This is a genomic window from Streptomyces sp. NPDC102274 (assembly GCF_044766385.1).
Lineage (GTDB): Bacteria > Actinomycetota > Actinomycetes > Streptomycetales > Streptomycetaceae > Streptomyces.
On the sequence record NZ_JBIWLW010000011.1, the window covers coordinates 251,808 to 270,131 of the forward strand.

At 68.2% G+C, this 18,324-nt stretch carries 17 protein-coding genes and 2 pseudogenes; 6 read left to right on the forward strand and 13 right to left on the reverse strand.

The window, feature by feature from the left end; all coding sequences use genetic code 11:
• Positions 1-117 precede the first annotated feature (117 nt).
• On the forward strand, positions 118-2,040 hold the full coding sequence (locus tag ACIRQP_RS18100) for a helix-turn-helix domain-containing protein (protein WP_403890611.1): 1,923 nt from the start codon (positions 118-120) through the stop codon (positions 2,038-2,040).
• Between the two features lie 40 nt (positions 2,041-2,080).
• On the opposite strand, the gene ACIRQP_RS18105 is transcribed toward ACIRQP_RS18100, so the two are convergent.
• The 9 genes from ACIRQP_RS18105 to ACIRQP_RS18145 all read right to left on the reverse strand — a co-directional run bounded on the left by ACIRQP_RS18105 (position 2,081) and on the right by ACIRQP_RS18145 (position 12,038).
• Complete coding sequence (locus tag ACIRQP_RS18105) at positions 2,081-3,487, reverse strand: MFS transporter (protein WP_403890614.1); 1,407 nt, start codon at positions 3,485-3,487, stop codon at positions 2,081-2,083.
• Between the two features lie 124 nt (positions 3,488-3,611).
• Positions 3,612-3,968 carry a hypothetical protein gene (locus tag ACIRQP_RS18110; RefSeq protein WP_403890617.1) on the reverse strand — a complete coding sequence of 119 codons (357 nt, stop codon included), beginning with the start codon at positions 3,966-3,968 and terminating at the stop codon, positions 3,612-3,614.
• Between the two features lie 249 nt (positions 3,969-4,217).
• Complete coding sequence (locus tag ACIRQP_RS18115) at positions 4,218-4,889, reverse strand: GntR family transcriptional regulator (RefSeq protein ID WP_403890619.1); 672 nt, start codon at positions 4,887-4,889, stop codon at positions 4,218-4,220.
• Positions 4,890-4,975: 86 nt separating this feature from the next.
• A complete protein-coding gene (locus ACIRQP_RS18120; RefSeq protein ID WP_403890622.1) occupies positions 4,976-5,632 on the reverse strand; it encodes an amino acid ABC transporter permease in 657 nt (218 codons plus the stop codon).
• Entirely contained in the window at positions 5,632-6,312 is a 681-nt protein-coding gene (locus tag ACIRQP_RS18125) for an amino acid ABC transporter permease (protein ID WP_403890625.1), read from the reverse strand. The genes ACIRQP_RS18120 and ACIRQP_RS18125 overlap by 1 nt, the downstream gene beginning before the upstream one ends.
• A 2-nt stretch (positions 6,313-6,314) precedes the next feature.
• Entirely contained in the window at positions 6,315-7,223 is a 909-nt protein-coding gene (locus tag ACIRQP_RS18130) for a transporter substrate-binding domain-containing protein (protein ID WP_403890628.1), read from the reverse strand.
• A gap of 31 nt (positions 7,224-7,254) precedes the next feature.
• The gene (locus ACIRQP_RS18135; protein WP_403890630.1) at positions 7,255-8,043 is read right to left on the reverse strand and encodes an amino acid ABC transporter ATP-binding protein; all 789 of its coding nucleotides are present in this window, start codon (positions 8,041-8,043) and stop codon (positions 7,255-7,257) included.
• Complete coding sequence (locus tag ACIRQP_RS18140) at positions 8,040-9,329, reverse strand: threonine synthase (RefSeq protein ID WP_403890633.1); 1,290 nt, start codon at positions 9,327-9,329, stop codon at positions 8,040-8,042. Before ACIRQP_RS18140 ends, ACIRQP_RS18135 begins: the two co-directional genes overlap by 4 nt.
• A 72-nt stretch (positions 9,330-9,401) precedes the next feature.
• Positions 9,402-12,038: a M14 family zinc carboxypeptidase gene (locus ACIRQP_RS18145; RefSeq protein ID WP_403890635.1), complete on the reverse strand. Its 2,637-nt coding sequence runs from the start codon at positions 12,036-12,038 to the stop codon at positions 9,402-9,404.
• 994 nt (positions 12,039-13,032) lie between these two features.
• Here ACIRQP_RS18145 and ACIRQP_RS18150 point away from each other — a divergent pair.
• The 3 genes from ACIRQP_RS18150 (at position 13,033) to ACIRQP_RS18160 (ending at position 14,099) form a co-directional block, all read left to right on the forward strand.
• On the forward strand, positions 13,033-13,206 hold the full coding sequence (locus ACIRQP_RS18150; protein ID WP_403890638.1) for a hypothetical protein: 174 nt from the start codon (positions 13,033-13,035) through the stop codon (positions 13,204-13,206).
• An 85-nt stretch (positions 13,207-13,291) separates the two neighbouring features.
• A complete protein-coding gene (locus tag ACIRQP_RS18155) occupies positions 13,292-13,792 on the forward strand; it encodes a hypothetical protein (RefSeq protein WP_403890641.1) in 501 nt (166 codons plus the stop codon).
• Positions 13,773-14,099, forward strand: a complete 327-nt coding sequence (locus tag ACIRQP_RS18160; protein ID WP_403890644.1) for a hypothetical protein — start codon at positions 13,773-13,775, stop codon at positions 14,097-14,099. Before ACIRQP_RS18155 ends, ACIRQP_RS18160 begins: the two co-directional genes overlap by 20 nt.
• A gap of 22 nt (positions 14,100-14,121) precedes the next feature.
• On the opposite strand, the gene ACIRQP_RS18165 is transcribed toward ACIRQP_RS18160, so the two are convergent.
• Positions 14,122-14,349, reverse strand: a complete 228-nt coding sequence (locus ACIRQP_RS18165) for a hypothetical protein (RefSeq protein WP_403890646.1) — start codon at positions 14,347-14,349, stop codon at positions 14,122-14,124.
• Positions 14,350-14,593: 244 nt separating this feature from the next.
• The gene (locus tag ACIRQP_RS18170) at positions 14,594-15,217 is read right to left on the reverse strand and encodes an NAD(P)-dependent oxidoreductase (protein WP_403890649.1); all 624 of its coding nucleotides are present in this window, start codon (positions 15,215-15,217) and stop codon (positions 14,594-14,596) included.
• A gap of 103 nt (positions 15,218-15,320) precedes the next feature.
• On the opposite strand from ACIRQP_RS18170, the gene ACIRQP_RS18175 reads away from it, so the two are divergent.
• On the forward strand, positions 15,321-15,707 hold the full coding sequence (locus ACIRQP_RS18175; RefSeq protein WP_403890652.1) for a winged helix-turn-helix transcriptional regulator: 387 nt from the start codon (positions 15,321-15,323) through the stop codon (positions 15,705-15,707).
• A 255-nt stretch (positions 15,708-15,962) separates the two neighbouring features.
• Here the strand turns inward: ACIRQP_RS18175 and ACIRQP_RS18180 are convergent.
• Positions 15,963-16,067 (reverse strand): annotated as a pseudogene (locus ACIRQP_RS18180) (IS481 family transposase); the annotation flags it as partial.
• A gap of 188 nt (positions 16,068-16,255) precedes the next feature.
• Positions 16,256-16,681: pseudogene (locus ACIRQP_RS18185) on the reverse strand (hypothetical protein).
• Between the two features lie 272 nt (positions 16,682-16,953).
• On the opposite strand from ACIRQP_RS18185, the gene ACIRQP_RS18190 reads away from it, so the two are divergent.
• A complete protein-coding gene (locus ACIRQP_RS18190) occupies positions 16,954-17,781 on the forward strand; it encodes an SDR family oxidoreductase (protein ID WP_403890655.1) in 828 nt (275 codons plus the stop codon).
• Positions 17,782-18,324 lie beyond the last annotated feature (543 nt).

Sequence of the window (18,324 nt, forward strand, 5' to 3'; positions counted from 1 at the left end):
AGCGGGCGGCCCGGACGGGGGCAGCGGGTGGCCCGGACGGGGGGCCGAGTTTTCCACATCGCATCCGTTGTCCACAGGGCTGGCGCGGTCGGCCGTAAGGCGGGTAATCCTGTGTCCATGTCCCATGCCATGCCCCACGATCAGGCTTCCTACCTGGAGCTCCTCGCACGCGGCGCCGCGGCGGAGGCGTACGACCGGCCCGCGCTGCTGGCCCGTGCCGAGGGCGCCGGGCCGGAGGCGCTCGCCGCGCTGGAGCACGCCAAGCGGCTCGCCCTGCGGGTGCGGGCCGAGCTCGCGGAGCGACGGCGCCGCGAGGCCGAGCTGTCGGCGCTCTTCGAGACCGCGCACGACCTGGCGGGGCTGCGTGATCTGGACGCCGTGCTCCGCGCGATCGTCCAGCGCGCGCGTTCGCTGCTCGGTACGGAGGTCGCCTATCTGTGCCTCAACGACCCGGCAGCGGGCGACACGTACATGCGGGTCACCGAGGGCTCGGTATCGGCGCGCTTCCAGCAGCTCCGCCTGGGCATGGGGGAGGGACTCGGCGGGCTCGTCGCCCAGACCGCACGCCCCTACGTCACCGACAGCTACTTCGACGACCCGCGCTTCCAGCACACCAGGTCCATCGACTCCGGTGTACGGGACGAGGGGCTGGTCGCCATCCTCGGCGTCCCGCTGATGCTCGGCAGTCAGGTCATCGGTGTGCTCTTCGCCGCGGACCGCCATGCCCGGGTCTTCGAGCGCGAACAGATCGCCCTGCTCGGCTCGTTCGCCGCGCACGCCGCCGTCGCCATCGACACCGCGAATCTGCTGGGGGAGACCCGGACGGCGCTCGCCGAGCTGGAGAAGGCCAACGGGATCATCAAGGAGCACAGCGCGGTCATCGAACGCGCCTCGGACGTGCACGACCGGCTCACCGAACTGGTGCTGCGCGGCGGGGGTGTCCATGACGTGGCGAGCGCGCTCTCCGAAGTGCTCGACGGCACAGTCAAGTTCGCGCACCCCGACTCCCCTTCGGTGACCGCGCTGGAACTGACCGGCACCGCGGGCCGCGCCAAGCGCCACGGCGAGATCTGGGGCGCCGCCGTATCGGCCGGCGGCGAACTGCTCGGCGCGCTCGTCCTGCGCGGGCACCCCGGCCTCGACCCCGTCGACCAACGCACCCTGGAGCGGGCCGCCATGGTCACCTCCCTGCTGCTGCTCGCCCGCCGCTCCGCCGGGGAAGCCGAACAACGGGTACGGGGCGAGCTGCTGGACGACCTCCTCGACGCACCCGACCGCGATCCGCGTCTGCTGCGTGAACGGGCCGTGCGGCTTCGTGCGGACCTCGACGCCCCGCATGTGGTGCTGGCCGCCCGGATCGACGGCCCCGTCCCCGGCACGGCCGGCGCCTCGGGAGCCACCGAACGGGAGACCGCCGACCGGCGCCGCCTGTGGTCCGCCGCGTCCCATCTCGCGGCGACCGGGCAGGGCCTGGCCGCCACCCGCGACGGCGGCACGGTCCTGCTGCTGCCGCTCGCCCCCGGCGACACCGCGGCCGATCTGGCGAGACGTACGGCCGGACAACTCGGCCGCGCCCTGCGTGAGCCCGTCACCGTAGGCGCGTCCTCGGTCGTCGAGGCGCCCGCCGCGCGTCCGGGTGCGATAGCGGAGGCGTACGCGGAAGCCCGGCGCTGCCTCGACGCCCTGCGGCTGCTCGGGCGCTCGGGCGACGGCGCGGCCGCCCAGGACCTCGGCTTCCTCGGTCTGCTGCTCGCCGACAGCCGCGACATCGAGGGCTTCGTGGACCGCACCATCGGTGAGGTCGTCGCCTACGACCGGCGCCGGGGCACGGACCTCGTCCGCACCCTGGGCGCCTACTTCGCGTCCGGGATGAGCCCGGCCCGTACGAAGGACGAACTGCACGTCCACGTCAACACCGTGGCCCAGCGGCTCGAACGCGTCTCCCGGCTGATCGGCCCCGACTGGCAGTCACCGGCGCGGGCCCTGGAGATCCAACTGGCGCTGCGGCTGCACGCCATGTCGGAGGCGGTCCTACGGTGAAAGGGGAGTTTCACCGTACGACCGCCTCCGACAGCGCCCCTCAGACTCCGCTGATACGGGAACCGGAGTCATCGGCCCGCCGCGGCGCGGGCACCCCTGTCCGGGCCGGCTCCGCCTCGACATCGGCCAGATCGCGATGGCGGGTCTCCCGGGCGCACACGATCGCGACGACGGTGATCAGCGCGGCGGCGATGACGTACAGGGAGATCGGCGTCGAGCTGTCGTAGTCGGCGAGCAGCGCCGTGGCGATGAGCGGCGCCGGGGCACCGGCGGCGACCGAGGCGAACTGCGCACCGATCGAGGCGCCGGAGTAGCGCATCCGGGTCGCGAACATCTCCGAGAAGAACGCCGCCTGCGGCGCGTACATCGCGCCGTGCAGCACCAGACCGACCGTGACGGCCACGAGCAGATTGCCGAAGCTCGCGCTGTCGATCAGCGCGAAGAACGGGAACATCCAGGCACCGACGCCGACGGCGCCGATCAGATAGACGGGCCGGCGCCCGATCCGGTCCGACAGCGCGCCCCAGGCCGGGATCACCGCGAAGTGCACGGCGGAGGCGATGAGCACGGCGTTGAGAGCCGTCTGCTTGCTCAGACCCGCCGAGGTCGTGGCGTACACCAGGATGAAGGCGGTGATCACGTAGTAGCTGATGTTCTCGGCCATCCGCGCGCCCATCGCCACCAGCACATCCCGCCAGTGGTGCCGCAGGACGGCGACGAGCGGTATCTTCTCCGTGCCGGCCCCGGCGTCCGCGGCCTTCCGCTCCTCGGCCCTGGCCAACGCCTCCTTGAAGACCGGTGATTCATCGACGGAGAGCCGGATCCACAGGCCGACGATCACCAGCACGCCGGAGAGCAGGAACGGAATGCGCCAGCCCCACGAGGCGAAGGCCGCGTCCGAGAGCAGCGCGGTGAGCGCGGACAGCACCCCGGTGGCGAGCAACTGCCCGGCCGGCGCCCCGGTCTGCGGCCACGAGGCCCAGAACCCCCGCCGCTCGGCGTCCCCGTGCTCGGACACGAGCAGCACGGCCCCGCCCCACTCACCACCGAGCGCGAACCCCTGAATCAGCCGCAACACGGTCAACAGCACGGGCGCCGCCGTACCGATGGTGGCGTGCGTGGGCATCAGCCCAATGGCGAACGTCGCCCCGCCCATCATCAGCAGACTCAGCACCAGCAGCTTCTTGCGCCCGATCCGGTCACCGTAATGCCCGAACACCAACGCGCCGAGCGGCCGCGCGGCGAAGCCCACAGCGTAGGTGAGAAAGGAAAGCAGTGTCCCGACGAGCGGATCGGAGTCGGGAAAGAACAGCTTGTTGAACACCAGCGCGGCGGCGGATCCGTAGAGGAAGAAGTCGTACCACTCGATGGTCGTGCCGATGAGGCTGGCGGCGACGATGCGCTTGAGGGAGCTGGGCGTTGGGGGAGCGGATGCCGAGGCAGCCATGGTCACCACTTCCGAGCGGTCTGGGGATGGTTGCTGTGTCGCCACACCGTAGGAATGCCCAGGTCAGGGGCCCATGTGGCGGGACACCATAGTTCGGACCCGCAGTGTGCGCGTGCGACCCATGTCAGGCAGCCAGGGCCCGCGGCACGGGCACGATCGACAGCGGAGTGGGCGGCGTCGAGGATGCGTCATTCGGGGTGATTTGGCGGTGCGGTGCTGACTCCCGTGCTGGTTTGGTACTGACCACGCTCCGTTGAACTTCGACATCTGGAACAGATCGGACGTCGAGGTGGCGGGCATGCCACTGATCGGTCGTGATGCGCTGCACCGTGCGATGGGCGGCTACGTACTTGGCCGGTGTGGTCTTGCCGAAGCCGCCGGCGCCGTGGAGTCCCGCGTTGATCGCGACCGGGCCACTGGCCCGTCGACGGTCGCGCCGGCATACGGCCGTGGTGACGGTGACAGCTTCGTCCCGGTCCACCCACCACTCCGGATGGGATCCCCGACTGAAGTCCTGGCGGGCCGTCAGCGGCCGGCCTCGACAGCTGCGAGAATCCCGCCGGGGTCAAGCTCATAGCAGGGCGGAGACCGCTGCGGCCGAGACCAGGGCGCGGGCGCGGGCACCGCGCTGGTCGGGCGTACCGGGCCGAGACGAGGGGGACCAGGCGCTACCGACCCCGGTTCGCCCGGCCGCCAGTTCGCCGCTTGACCGCGCACCTGTGGCGTGAAGTCACGACTGCTCCGCCGCACTCCGTACCTCGAGGTAGCGCTGCAGCGCCTGGCCCGCTTCACGGACGTGGAGGCGGATGTGCCGCTCCGCGGCGCGCGAGTCGCCCTTCCGGATCGCCTCCAGAATGGCCTCGTGCTCGTCGATGGCGACCGGCAGCCGGCCGGGCGCCCGTGCGGAGAGACGGTTGCCCAGGCGCACCTGAGCGATGAGGTTCTCCGCGATGGGGATGAGGCGTCGGTTGCCTGAGCCTTCCCAGATGAGGCGGTGGAACGCGAGGTCCAATTCCCCATAGGAGTGCAGGTTGTTCGCCTCGATGGCCTTGCGTTGCTTTTCCAGCAGCTCGCCCAGCTGGGCGGCGATCCGGTCACGATCGGGGGCCCCGGCCGTCCGGCGCGCGGCGATCCCGTCGAGGGCCTCCCGCAGCTCGTACAGTTCCAGCAGGTCGTCGGTGGTGGCTTCGGGGACGAAGTAGCCGCGGTGCGGAACGGAGATGAGGAAGCCTTCGCGTTCGAGTGCGGCGAGGGCGGCCTTGATGGGGGTAGGGCTGAGGCCGAGTTGTTCGGTCAGGGGGCGGACGGTGACGCGGGAGCCTGGGGTGAGGGAGCCCTCGAGGATGGCGGCCCGCAGGTGGTCGTAGGCGGCGTTCAGCAAGGTGTGGCGTGGGACGGTCATGGTCGCGGGAGCCCCCCCTTTCTCCGTGAAGATGTCTACCGAGCACGGTACTTCCCCGGAGTGGCTACGGCGCGGCCGGGCGCGCGTCAGTGAAGTCTGCGCTCGTACCAGCGGGACAGCATCGTCAGTGGCAGGCAGATGACGAAGAAGACGGCGAGTACGGCGCCGAGGATCGGTACCGCGTGGGAGGAGCCGCCGGAGAGGGTGAGTCGTTCGATGGAGCGTTGTGATGCTTCGAGGATGTCGAGCAGTCCGATAACGGCAGCCAGTGAGGTCTGTTGGGTGAGGTTGACGACGAGTCCGATCAGTGGGGGGAGTGCCCGCCGGGCGGCCTGGGGCAGGAGGACGTGCCGCATGCGTCCGGTCCAGGAGAAGCCCAGCGCCGCGGCGGCTTCGGCCTGCCCCCGGGGTACCGACAGGACGGCGCCGCGGACGACTTCGGCCATGTTGGCGCTGCCCCACAGGGACAGTCCGATGGCGGCGGCGATGAAGGTGTTCACCAGTACGCCGATGATGGGGAGGACGAAGAATATGAAGTACAGGATGATGATGATCGGTAGGCCCCGCCAGATTTCGACATAGGCCCGTGCCACCGCCCTGACCGGTCTGCTGGGCAGAGTGAGTACGGCGCCGAGCAGGGTTCCGGCCAGCAGGCTGGCGGCGACGCTGACCAGGGCCAGCAGGGCGGTTTCGCGCAGGCCGTCGGCGAGGTAGCCGGCTACGGGTCCGACCCATGGGGGCATCAGTGTCCTCCTGCTATCGCGAAGCGACGCTCGATGGCTCCGGCGCCCAGTGACATGAGCCAGACCAGCCCCAGGTAGACGACGCCGATGGCGAGGAACATCTCGAACGCCCGGAAGGTGACGGCGACGATGTTGACGGCGGTTTCGGTGAGTTCCGGGTAGCTGATCGCGACCATGAACGATGAGTTCTTGAAGACGGAGATGAGGATGTTGGTGACCGACGGCAGAGCGACGCGGGCGCCGAGGGGGAGGGTGACGTGCCGGAAGGCGGCCAGGCGGGGGAAGCCGAGGGCTCGGCAGGCTTCGACGTAGCCGCCTTCGACGGCTTCGAAGCCGGCGCGGAAGTTCTCCGCGTTGTAGGCACCGCCCCAGAGGAGCAGTGACAGCCAGCCGACGGTGAAGCCGTCGAGTTGCAGCCCGGTTTCGGGCAGCGCGAAGTAGAGGAAGAAGATCTGTACCAGGAGTGGGGTGTTGCGGAACACCTCGACGTAGACCGTGATCAGTTGCCGGGCGACCGGTATGCGGAGCGTGCTGATCGCGCCGAGCAGGACACCGACGATCAGGGCACCGGCCATGCCGATGGCGCTGATCGCCAGCGTCCGCAGCAGACCGGTGCCGAGCTCGTCGAGATGCTGGACGATGAAGCCCGGGTCGAAGTGGTAGCCGGAGGCGTCGGACATGCTCAGCACCGCATGGTGGAGCCGGACGGATAGGTCAGCTCGCTGCCCGGGCGGGGCACGTACTTGGCGAACTGCTTCTGCACGGAGGGGTCGGTGACGGTCTTCTGGAATTCGGTCCAGAAGAAGTCGGTCCGCTGCATGTGGGCGAGGGCGCCGTTGACCCAGGCGAGCATCTGCGCGTCGCCCTTGCGGACGCCCATTCCCCAGGGGCTGTCGGCTTTGGCCTCGCCGACGACCTTGAGGTCGCGGTTCTTCGCCGCCAGGTCGAGCAGAAGGGTGTCGTCCTGGGCGAACGCGACGCCGCGGTTCTGGTTCAGCGCGGTCAGTGCCTGGCTGGTCTCGGTGAACAGCGCCTGCTTGACGTCTTTCATGCACTGGGTCAGCCAGAGGCTGGCGGTGGCGCCGGAGATGCTGATGACCGACTTGCCGGCCAACTGGTCGAACGAGGTGATCGGGGAGTTCTTGGATACCAGCAGTTTCACGCCGCTGTCGAAGTAGGGGGTGGAGAAGTCAATGGTCTGGGCGCGTTCCGGGGTGTAGTTCATCGTCGCTTCGATCAGGTCGATGCGCTTGGAGGTCAGGAACGACACCCGGTTGGATCCGGTCACGCAGGTCAGGGTCAGCGCGTTGGGGTCGCCGAACGCGTAGGAGGCCATCTGGTGGGCGATGGCGATTTCGAAGCCCGCGTTCTTCGACGATTCGTCGATGTATCCGAACGGCGGGTAGTCGCACTTGACGCCGACGGTCAGCTTGCCCTTGCTCTTCACCGCGTCGGGCAGCGGCGCCCCCACGTCCACGGGGCTGCCGGAGGCGGCGCTGGACGAGGATGACCCGTCGGGCGAAGAGGAGCAGCCCGCGGCGAGGACCAGGACCATCGCCGCACCGATGACAGTGCCGAATTTCGATCTCAAGACGTAACTTCCTTCTGCCCGCCCGGGCGGGCTATCTGAGAACCTTGCGCAGGAAGTGGCGGGTACGGTCGTTCTGGGGCCGGTCCAGCACATCGGCCGGGCGGCCCTGCTCCGCGATCACGCCACCGTCGATGAACACCAGGCGGTCGCCGAGTTCACGGGCGAAGCCCATCTCATGGGTGACACACAGCATCGTCATCCCGGAGCGGGCGAGGTCACGCATCACGTCGAGGACCTCGCTGACCAGCTCCGGGTCCAGTGCGGAGGTCACCTCGTCGAACAGCATCACGTGCGGGTCCATCATCAACGCGCGGGCGATGGCGACCCGCTGCTGCTGCCCACCCGACAGTTGTCTCGGGTACGCGTCGGCCTTGTCGGCCAGCCCCACGCGGGCCAGCAACGCGGTGGCCCGCTCCCGCGCCTGGTCCTTGGGCATCTGCAGCAGCTTGCGCGGTGCCAGGGTGAGGTTGTCGACGGCGGACAGGTGCGGGAAGAGGTTGAACTGTTGGAACACCATGCCGATGCGCCGGCGCACCTTGTTCAGATCGATGCCGGGCCCCGTCAGGTCCTCGTTCTCCAGCAGCACCTGGCCGGAGGTCACGGGCTCCAGCAGGTTGACACAGCGCAGCATGGTGCTCTTGCCGCCACCGGACGGGCCGATGACGGCGACCACCTCACCGCGGGCCACCGTCAGGTCGACGCCCTTGAGCACCTCGACACTGCCGTAGGACTTGTGTACCCCGCGCAGCTGCACCATCGCCGGCCGCGTGTCGGCGGGTGACCGGGCGAGCGGACCGTCCACGCTCGGCGACTCCGTCATCGCGGTGTCCGACAGCCGTGGGTCGTGCCGGTCGTTTCAGCCGCGGAGGCCTCCGGCGGCAGGTCCGCGTCGCGTCGCAGGCGGGGCGGCTGGCCGACCCGCAGGGTGTCGGCGTACTTGACCGCACTGCCGGTGTTGAGCACCAGGACTTCCTCGTCCCCGTCAAGCCACCCGTCGGCGCGCAGCCGGCGTACCGCGGCCAGCGTCGCCGCCCCCTCCGGGCACATCAGCACACCGTCGGACGTCGCACAGGCCACCTGCTCCTCAAGGATGTCGCGGTCGTCGACGGCGATCGCCGTGCCCTTGCTGTCCCGTAGCGCGGACAGGATGAGGAAGTCGCCCAGCGCGCCGGCGACGTTGATACCGAACGCGACAGTGCGTGCCTGGTCCGCCGGCCACGGTTGGGCGGTCTCGGCCCCCGACTCGAAGGCCCGCACGATCGGCGCGCAGCCGCTGGACTGCACGGCCACGAACCGGGGCAGCCGCCCGGTGATCCAACCCAGCGCGGCCAACTCGTCGAGCGCCTTGCGGATACCGATCAGGCCCACGCCGCCACCGGTCGGGTACACCACGACATCCGGCACCCGCCAGCCGAACTGTTCGGCGATCTCCAGACCCATCGTCTTCTTGCCCTCGATGCGGTAGGGCTCGCGCAGCGTCGCGGCGCTGAACCAGCCGTCCCGTACCGCCTGCGCCGCGATGCGACCGGCGTCGCCGATCAGACCGTCCACCATGTACACCCGAGCGCCGGCCGCCAGACACTCCTTACGGGTCACCTGCGGAGCGTCCTCGGGCATCACCACCAGACAGTCCGTGCCGGCCCGCGCGGCATAGGTGGCCCAGGCTGCGCCGGCATTGCCGTTGGTCGGCAGCGTCAGGCGTCGCACCCCCAGTTCATGCGCCCGGGAAACGCCGACCGCCGCGCCCCGCGCCTTGAAACTGCCGGTCGGCAACATTCCCTCGTCCTTGGCCAGCAGGCCCGGTACCCCGATCCGCCTGCCGTACCCGGCCAGCGGCACGATCGGTGTCCAGCCTTCGCCGAGGGTGATCACGTTCGCGGGATCCCGTACCGGCAGCAGCTCCCGGTACCGCCACAGGTCCGTGCCGCGCGACGCGATGTCCTGTGGCCTGACCGAGGCTCGGACCTGGTCGAGGTCGTAGCGGGCCAGCAGCGGCGAACCACAGCGGCACACGTTCTGCGGCACATCCGCGTCGTACCGCTCGGCGCACCGTCCACACTCCAGGTGGGTCAGCGAGCTGGTCCAGGTCCCATCGTCGGGGTACAACCGGTTCTTCCTCTCTGTCCGGCCGGGATTGGCCGGTGGTGGGGGCGGGAGGACCCGTCCCCACCACGCGATCTACTTTCCGAGGCGTTTGAACTGGTCGGCCGTGAGCTTCGTCGACGGCCCGTAGTACGCGGCGTTGAAGAGCATCCGCTGTTCGGACCGGTTCCAGGTGCGGAACCCGATCTCGCTGCCGAAGGTGACGACGTAACCCTTGCCGATCGTCCAGGACAGCCCGTTGACCGCCTTGTTGAGGTGTTCGCCGCCGATCAGCCAGCCGCTCTCCAACTGATCATCGCTGTCGGGGTACTTGGCGATCACATCCACCGGGTAGGTGCTCGTGCTGGTCAGCTTGTACGCGTCGTTCGACACGAACCACACGGGGTTGTTCGCCGGCACGCCCCAGGCCGCCGGGTTGTCCGTGTCGAACTCCTGGCTCAGCAGCGATCCCGGGCAGTAGAAGTCCGAGTTGGAGCCGCTGGGCAGGGTGGAGGTGATGGGCAGGCTGAACAGCGACTGGGCGGTGGCGGTCGCGCTGCCGTAGGTGACCAGCGTGCCGCCGCCGGTCACGAAGTCGTGCAGCTGGTTCCAGCCGGTCGTGCCGACACCGAACGCCCAGGCCCACTCGGGCGGGTACGTCGTCGAGCTCAGGCCGTTGACGATGGAGTTCTTGCTGACCCCGTCCGGCATGATGATGGCGTCGTACTTGCCGGCGAGGTCGGCGTAGTCGCCCGCCTCCACGACCGAGTAGTCCACCCCGTACTGGTCGAACGTCCACATCAGCCAGCCGGACGGCATGTTGTCCGGGGGCTTGAGCAGGCCGATCCTCGTGCCCGGCTTGAGCTGGACACCGGCCACGGCCGGCACCGCGCCGACGGCGGACACCGGGATGCCGGTGCTCTTCGACTGGGTGCGCAGAAGCTCCTGGGCCGCCGATGACGGCGGGACGAGGAAGGTGCCGACGGGGAAGGTGCGGCCGCCGTCGGTGAACGGGGCGGCGGCACGGAAGGTGGGGATGTTCGCCTTCTGCAGCGCGGCGACGATCCGGAACACCCCGTAGGACTCCGGTCCGATCGCGTACGCCCCGCCGCGCGGTGGTGTGGACGGCGTGGCGACCGCCGCGGGCCTGACGGAGCTCAGCAGCTTGGCGTCGGCCGAGAAGGACGCCTCGATCAAGGCGGCCTCGAAACCGAGCAGCATCGGTAGGGTCTGCGCGGTGGTGTCGTACGGTCGCTGCGGCGGGCCACCGGGGTACTGCAGCAACTGCGGGTAGTTCTGCACCTCCAGCAGCGTCTTGGCGAACCCGGCGTAAGGCTGCCGCAGATAGATGATGTACGACCCGGCAGGGTACTGCTTGCCGTCGGCGGTGAACGCGGCCCGTGCCTCATGGATCTCCACCGCGCCGAGGTGGAAGATCTCCAGGGCGTCGCGGACGGACTGCGGGTCACGCTGCCCGGCCGGGATGACATACGCGTACGGGCTGGTCCGGGTGACCGCCTTGACCCCGATGCGGTAGGAGTTGTAGAGCCAGTTGTAGGTGTCGTAGGCGACCGCCTCCAGGCCCGAGTAGAAGGCCTGCGAGACCCGGTCGATGATGTTGCGCAACGTCCAGGTGTTGGAGTCGTACGGCTCGATGAAGTTGATGTCGGTGGTCTGCTGGCCGAGCGGCTTCGTGCCTACATTGGGGTAGGCGAGGTTGGATGCTGCCGCCGCCTCGGTCAGGATGCGCGCCGCGCCGTGGTAGGCGCAGTACTGCCGGGACGGGGACCAGTAGTCGTACGTCGAGCCCCAGCCGTGGCCCTTCATGCCGGCCACGGTCATCCCCCGCTGCATCGCCAGGCCCACCGTGTTGGTCTGCTGCACCAGGATGGTGTCGATGTTGGGGTCGTACGGCGACAGGTACGGCGGCGTGAACAGCCGGGGGGCGTTGGCGCCGGCGCCGTGGGAGTCCTGGAAGACGTGGGGCCGGTACTTGTTCAGGATCGAGACGTTGTATCTGCTCTCGATCTGGGTGAGCATGATCCAGTCACGGTTGTCGTCGTGGCCGGTGTACTTGTTGTACAGGTCGGGGTAGGTGCGTGAGTAGCTGGTGCCGGCCGTGGCGGCGAAGTAGTCGTTGACGAGGACGAGTCCGTCCGGGTTCTGGCACGGCTGGAGCAGGATGACCAGGTTGTCGAGGATCTTCTCGATGTAGTCGGAATTCTCGGTCGCCAGCCGGTAGGCCCATTCGATGGCGGCCTGGGAGTTGCCGACCTCGGTCGAGTGGATCCCGGCCTGCACGTAGTAGAACGGCTTGCCCTTGGTGGCCAGCTTCTTCGCCTCGGCCTCGGACAGCCCTCGGGGGTCGGCCAGCCTGGCGTTGGTGGCGACCAGCTTGTCGAGATTGGCCAGGTTCTTCGGAGAGCTGATGGTCAGCAGGACGTACGGATATCCCAGGGTGGTCTTGCCTATCTCTTCGTACTTCACCCGGTCGCTGCGAGAACCGATCAGCTGGAAGTACGGGAGCATCTTGTTCCATTGAGCCAGGAAGCCGTCGGTTCCGATCGGAGTTCCGAAGTACTCCGCCGGGGTGGGGATGGGCCCCCTCTGCTGCCCGGCGGACGGCTGGTCCTGGTCGGTCAGGGGTGTCGCGGGCGCTGCCGAGGCGGCGCCCGGATGGATCACCGTCGCGGCCGCCCCGGCGCCGGCCGCCGCGGTGGTCCGAAGAAGCATCCGGCGGGAGAGTCTTGAGCTTTCACTGCTAGTCATCTACCGACATCGCCTTTCACGGTCCGGCTGGGCCGGGCCGTTGTCCGTCACGGAGTCAGGGTGGGTCGACTTCGCTGGTCTGCGGGGTGTCGTACAACGCCGTACGTGTAGGTGGCGCAGCGCCGCGCCACGATGGTTGTCGCGGTGCCTGGGTGCCGCGCGCTGCTGTCGGGCAGACCCGCGTGATGATCCGCGAGCGCCCCGACCCCGGGCAGTGGAAACCTCGTGCGCAACGCAATCTGTCATCCGGCACCGAGTGAGGGCAACGGTTCAACCTTGGATTTAATATTAAAAGCGTGTTGCATCGTGCCTGGCCGGGGCGATGGCAGCGCGGTATGCGTGGGGCGAGCAACCGACGGTCGACGAGAGCCAGCTGACGCTCCGTCAGTCTTCCGGTGGCACGTTGCCGCCAGCGACGGCTTCGAGATCGACGCCCTAGGAGGAACAAAGGCTTCGATGCGACCGGACTGATCAAACGGGACGCACGCTGGAACAAGGGCAACCTGCGGCAGGTCGCCGACAAGTGGAACATGCTGAGTACCGATGTCTTCGGGAGTAAAAGTGAGCAAGGAGGGCTGGTGGGTCCGGAGTTAGGGAATTCGGCAGCGTGGGCTCTCTTGCAGGCTGTAAACAGGAGACAATCGGGCCGCGGTTTTGAGTCGTGGCGAGCCGGTGCTCGCCTGCAGACCGTTGGCAGCGGCTGAGCCGTACGAACTGGACGAGCGGGATTTGGTCGCCGCACCGGGCCATTCCCGGATCGAAACCCCTCGTTCGCCGCAAGGCTCCGATCCTTCGTCGACGAGTTCGACCACACGCCGGAACGTGGTGTTCGGCAGTGTTATAAGGAACATCATGCCGGTGGGTTCCATCGGCTCTCTCACCCTGGACGAGGTCTCGTAATCGACGATTGGGCCGACGTGCTGTCACCGACCCCCAACTCGTGTTATCCATAGCGGACTTGATCTGGATCCGCCTGAACACGAGGCGGTCGAAGGACGTGGTGATGGACGCGCTGGAGCACGTACTGCGGTCGGTCGGCGCCAAGTGGACCCAGCTGGGGGTTGAGGCGCCGCTGCCCGTGCCGGCAGCCGAAGAGCATGACCGGCAGCTGGGTGGCTGCTGTGGCGATTGATGAACGATCAGGAGAATCTGCTCCTTTACGCGCAAGCATTTGACCGGTCTGTGCCCAGGCCGCCCGGACCTGGACCGGCTGGACCGTGGATGATGAAGACGTGCTGGTTCACACTGAGAAGGCGCCGCAGGCTCCCCGGCGACCGCTGATGGTCCAGGTCCACTCACCCATCGGAAGCGCTGTGGTGCGGTGGCATGGCGATCCGCAGGAAGCAGACGGTCGGCACTACATCGAATGGACCGTCGACGAGGACATCCACTGCGGCCAGAACACGTGGCCAGCCACGCTTCCCGAACCCGGAATCCGCCAGGAGGCCACCCGGGTCGTCTTCCGCGGGCGCCTTCGGCTCATCGAGGACGGCGCCACGGTCCTCGATCTGGGCGACTCGCAGGTGCTGTTCGACCTCGGCTCGCCTCCCCCGCCGGCATCCACTGCGCCTGGGTGGAGATCCATGTCGAAGCAGACAAAGTCGCCCTGCATCCCCACCTGCTCTGACCGGTCAGACTCGCTTGGCGCACGGTCAAGATCACCTGTCAGAGGACAGCCGCCGCCGAAAGGAAATGAGGATGCGCAGCAACTCCTCTGAGTACTACAACGAGGGGATGACCGTCTTCCTCTGTTCCAGGCGCGGCACCGCGATCACGTCGGAGCTTGTCGAGCTCGCCGCAGTCTCCGACGTCTCGGACAGCATGCGGGACCAGGACAAGAAGATACGTCGGGCAGGGTCCACCGTCCAACGGGGTCATTACGCGATCGACCCCGAGCCCTGGGGACCTCCCTATGTCCCGCAGGACGATCAGGAGAACCCGAAGCCGGCGCAGTCCACGGGCCTCGGGTCTGCAACGAAGAGGGGTTCGTCATCTCGACGGGCAGCCCGGACACAGCACTGGTGAACCCCGAGGACGCTGTTGGCCTTCAGCCGTTGCCCAACTGAGAGAACAGCGCGGGGTGCTGCGGGCCGACCGGCAACGAAGGGCTCAACCGGGCCTGCCCCTGCGGCGCTGCGGTCGCGACCCTCGCAGTCGACTGCTCCTGATCGCCCGCATCTCCGAGGCCGAACGCGAAGGCCGGCTCGGCGAGGTCGAGGGGGTCAAGGTCGGCCTCGCCGGAGCTGAGGAGAAACTCGCCCAGCTTGACCGGCACCCCTCCGGCCCCAGCGTTGTTGACCTTGATCTCCCTGTAATCATCAGGCCCAACTCCCACCATCAGACCCGTTCATCGGAATGACGCCCGCGTCGGACAAGGAGCGCGCCCGTCTTCTTGGGGATCCCCAGCCTCACCGAACTCGCCGAACTCGCCGCGAGAACCGGTGGCGCCGCGAAACCACCGGCTTGACCGCTCCACTGGAGCGGCATCCCGCGCCCCAGGCTGTCGTGGACCTCGGGTGTCACGCCTCGCGCACGCTGACGGCGGCCCGGTGATGGCGGGGCGCCTCGATCTCGTCGATCAGTGCGATCGCCAGGTCTGCGTACGTAATCCGGCTGGCCAGGTCGCCATGCTCAGCGATCCGATACCGACCAGTGCGCGTTCCCTGGTGGTCGAAGTCGCCCGCCGGGGCCACGTACGCCCAGTCCAGGTCACACCTCCGCAGCTCGTCGAGGCCCGCCGCGTGGCCGAGGGAAAAGGAGCGGTACTCGTTCGGGTAGCCGGGCTCGTCCATCAGTGGAGTGCCGGACGCACCGGGCATAACCGATGCGAGCCCGACCACCACGAGGCGTTGTACGCCCGCGTTGGCCAGGCCGGTGGTCAAGGCGCGGGACGACGCGGTGAAGAATTCGTGTGGCGGCACGGACAGGTCCGCGGCGGCACTGATGGCGGCGTCATGCGCGGCGGCCGCATGCTCGATGCTCGCCGTGTCCGTGACGTCGCCCGCCACGACCCGCACGTCGGTCAGGTCGCTGTGGCCCGCAGGGTCGCGTAGCACCGCAGTGACCTGGTGTCCGCGTCGGTGCGCCTCCGCGACAGCCTGCCGCCCTGCCCGGCCGCCGGCGCCGAAGACCACAATGTTCATGACGAACCGCCTCTCACCAGGGCCGGAGCCCGTGCACCCCAGCCAGTTCTCGGACACTATCGAGGGCCCCGGTTACCACTGGGATACCGGCTAGGGTGAGGCTATGAGGGAACCGCTGCCCGCCGACATGTTCGACGAACTGTGCCCGTCCTCGCTCAATCCGATCCGATTCGGCGACAAGTGGGCAGCGCTCATCATCCGCTGTCTCGAGCACAGGCCGCGCCGGTTCTCCGAGCTGCGCGTGCCGCTGAGCCGCGTCACCCCCAAGGTCCTGACCCAGTCGCTGCGGTCTCTCGAACGAGATGGCCTGGTCAAGCGCACCGTCTACGCCGAGGCCACCCCGCGTGTCGAGTACGAACTGACGCCGCTGGGCCGCAGCATGCTCCAACCGATAGCAGTCGCTTGCGCCTGGACGGAGAAACACTGGGACGAACTGCTTGACGCCCGGGAGTCGTACGACAACGCCACTCCTCTCGACCGCGACGGATAACGCGGCGGGCAGTGGCCCTGCGCTGCAAGAGGTCAGGCTCACACGGAGCGCCGCTCACGGGCTGTCGGGCAGCGAATTGATCGCGTGCGCGTACCGGGCCGGTGCTGTACTCGCCGGCGAGTGACGCAACGGCCCCGCGCAGCTACGGGTGTGTCAATTTAACGGCTGCCCTTGGTTGTTGAGGTCTCGGCGGTGGTGGCCACGAGATCGGCCGGGGTGCAGGACAGGAGGCGCGGCCGAGGTCGTGCGGCGTCGGGCGTGGACGAGTTCGCCGGGCTTTTCACGTTCGTAGCGGCGTATGACGCGGCCGGTTGCGCGGTCGAGGTGGGTGAGGCGGGACACTCTGTCGGGTCGCCGAACAGGACCCGGCGGTGCCGCATCGCCACGTCCATGAGGCGGACGAAGTCGTCGGCCGTCAGGTCCTCGTGCACCAGGCGGCCGGGCTGGAGAGAGAGGATCCGGACCGGATGTCCTTCATCCGGCTTTGCTCACGAATTCCGGCTCGGGCTCAGGGGGCTGTGCGGTGGGGCGAATCTTCATCGAGTTCGTCATGTGACGCCGACGCCGACGCCGACGCCGACGCCGACGCCGACGCCCACGTCCTTCGCAAGATCGCCGGACACGGGCTCGGGCCGCTCGATGTGGAGGCCCAACACCCAGTGGGGCCGGTCCTGCACTTGCTGGATGATCTCTTCCTTGCCATCTTCGGTCAGCTCGCCGAAGTCGGGCTCCGTTCAGTCGAACGCGGCGTCGATGCTCGCGAACTGGCTGGTGTAGTCCCCGCTGTAGAACGGCGGGAACATGACGACGGGCGCCTGCTCGGGGACCTCTTCGCGCAGGTACGTGCGCACGTCGCCGGCGTAGAACGAGCCGAGGCGGGTCTCCAGCGCGCGGAGCTTCGTCGCCGTCTTCTCGTGCATCCGGGGCCACTGGTCCTGTGTGGCGTCGAGCGTCCGCCGGTTGGCTACGTTCATCTCTGGGAACAGCGTTTGTCGAAGGGCTCCGGAGTCACTTGGTGATCAATTGGCGTGTGAATCTCGATGAGAAATGACGGTAGTGACGTGGCCGGAAACGCGGGGCGGCCGGCTGGCCGTCAAGTCGGCCGGCCACTGAGGTGCTCCGACGAATGTCTCTGAGCGCGGTATGAACATGCTCGGTGGTGCGTCCCTTGACTCGATAAGCGGATGAACCCTCCGGTAGTGTCGGCGAGGACTCTTGAAGCCTTCTCGGGCAGTGGGGGAACAGGATGATTCTTGTGACGGGTGCGACCGGCACCATTGGCCGGTACCTGGTACGGGCGCTTGCGGAGGCGGACGTGCCCTTTCGGGCGCTGGTGCGGGACGCACGCAAGGGCAAGGAGCTGGACTGCGAGTTCGCGGTCGGGGACTTCGACGATCCGGTGTCGATGATGTCCGCGCTGAAGGGCGTTGACCGTCTTCTGCTCAACAGCGGCGGCGCGCTTCCCGTGGATGGGCTGCAGCCGATGGTCCGGCAGCAGACCGGCGTCATCGACACGGCACGGGCTGTCGGGGTCTCGTGGGTGGTGAAGATATCGGCGTGGCAACCCGGCCCGGACGCGAAGCTGTCCGTACGCGCGCACTGGGAGATCGAGCAGTACCTCAAGGCGTCTGGCCTGCGGTGGGCGTCACTTCAGCCCACCGGCTACATGCAGAATTTCTTCACCGGCGAGGGCGGCTTCACCCACAGCGGTGCCCTGGAAGGTCCGTACGGTGCGGGACATGTGGCGTACATCGATGCCTACGACGTCGCCGCCTGTGCCGCAGTGCTGCTGACAGCCCCGCTCCGAGGCGGCGAAACCTATGCGCTCACCGGGCCGGAGGCGCTGACGCATGAGGAGATCGCCGCCAAGCTCGCCATTCCCTTCCGTGATCTGACCCCTCGGGAGGCGGCTGAGGGTCTACAGGCACAGGGGTTGCCCGGATGGTTCGTAGATGACCTTCTGCGGCTCTACGCAGAGATGGCAGCTGGCGCGATGTCTGAGGTGACGACGGCGGTGCGGGAGCTAACCGGGCATGCGCCGCGTACGTTCGACGAGTTCTTGGCGAATGGGTAGGACACGCTCGTAGCACCGTCAATCCCGCAACACCAGAGATCGGAATCCAGGAGCGCTGAAGGCTTGCCAGGAGCTTCTTGAACTCCACGGCCGGGTGCCGCCGGTGCGGGGAGCCGATCACCTTGCCCGTGGCGGCCTCCAGGGCCGCGAACAGGGTGGTCGTGCCGGCGTGGACGTAGTCGTGGCCGGGCCGTGTTCCAGAAACCGCCGCCGCCAGGTGCGGACCGTGTCTGCGGTGATCGCGAGCCGGCGCTACACCTCCGTGATCGAGTGTCCGCCGACACACTCCAGCACGATCCTCGACCGCTGAGCCGGAGCCTGGGCCGTCGGCCGACGACGCAACCAGCTCTCCAGCACAGCCCGCTGGGCATCGGTAACCGACAACGGAGGAATCTTCGAACCTGGACGACTCATATCTGATCAAAGGGCGAGTCTCCGACTCAGGTCACTAGGGTGTGTCTGACAATGATCATGTCGCTGGTTGGCGGAGCCAGAGGATGAGTGAGGCGAGTTGGAGTCCGGCTCGGTAGCGGGTGGCGAGCT

What these genes read in the sequence shown, in the direction of transcription:
- ACIRQP_RS18100 (WP_403890611.1), top strand. Translation starts at nt 118, where the DNA reads ATGTCCCATGCCATGCCCCACGATCAGGCTTCCTACCTGGAGCTCCTC.
- ACIRQP_RS18105 (WP_403890614.1), bottom strand. Translation starts at nt 3,487, where the DNA reads ATGGCTGCCTCGGCATCCGCTCCCCCAACGCCCAGCTCCCTCAAGCGC.
- ACIRQP_RS18115 (WP_403890619.1), bottom strand. Translation starts at nt 4,889, where the DNA reads ATGACCGTCCCACGCCACACCTTGCTGAACGCCGCCTACGACCACCTG.
- ACIRQP_RS18120 (WP_403890622.1), bottom strand. Translation starts at nt 5,632, where the DNA reads ATGCCCCCATGGGTCGGACCCGTAGCCGGCTACCTCGCCGACGGCCTG.
- ACIRQP_RS18125 (WP_403890625.1), bottom strand. Translation starts at nt 6,312, where the DNA reads ATGTCCGACGCCTCCGGCTACCACTTCGACCCGGGCTTCATCGTCCAG.
- ACIRQP_RS18135 (WP_403890630.1), bottom strand. Translation starts at nt 8,043, where the DNA reads ATGACGGAGTCGCCGAGCGTGGACGGTCCGCTCGCCCGGTCACCCGCC.
- ACIRQP_RS18145 (WP_403890635.1), bottom strand. Translation starts at nt 12,038, where the DNA reads ATGCTTCTTCGGACCACCGCGGCGGCCGGCGCCGGGGCGGCCGCGACG.
- ACIRQP_RS18160 (WP_403890644.1), top strand. Translation starts at nt 13,773, where the DNA reads ATGCGCAGCAACTCCTCTGAGTACTACAACGAGGGGATGACCGTCTTC.
- ACIRQP_RS18170 (WP_403890649.1), bottom strand. Translation starts at nt 15,217, where the DNA reads ATGAACATTGTGGTCTTCGGCGCCGGCGGCCGGGCAGGGCGGCAGGCT.
- ACIRQP_RS18175 (WP_403890652.1), top strand. Translation starts at nt 15,321, where the DNA reads ATGAGGGAACCGCTGCCCGCCGACATGTTCGACGAACTGTGCCCGTCC.
- ACIRQP_RS18190 (WP_403890655.1), top strand. Translation starts at nt 16,954, where the DNA reads ATGATTCTTGTGACGGGTGCGACCGGCACCATTGGCCGGTACCTGGTA.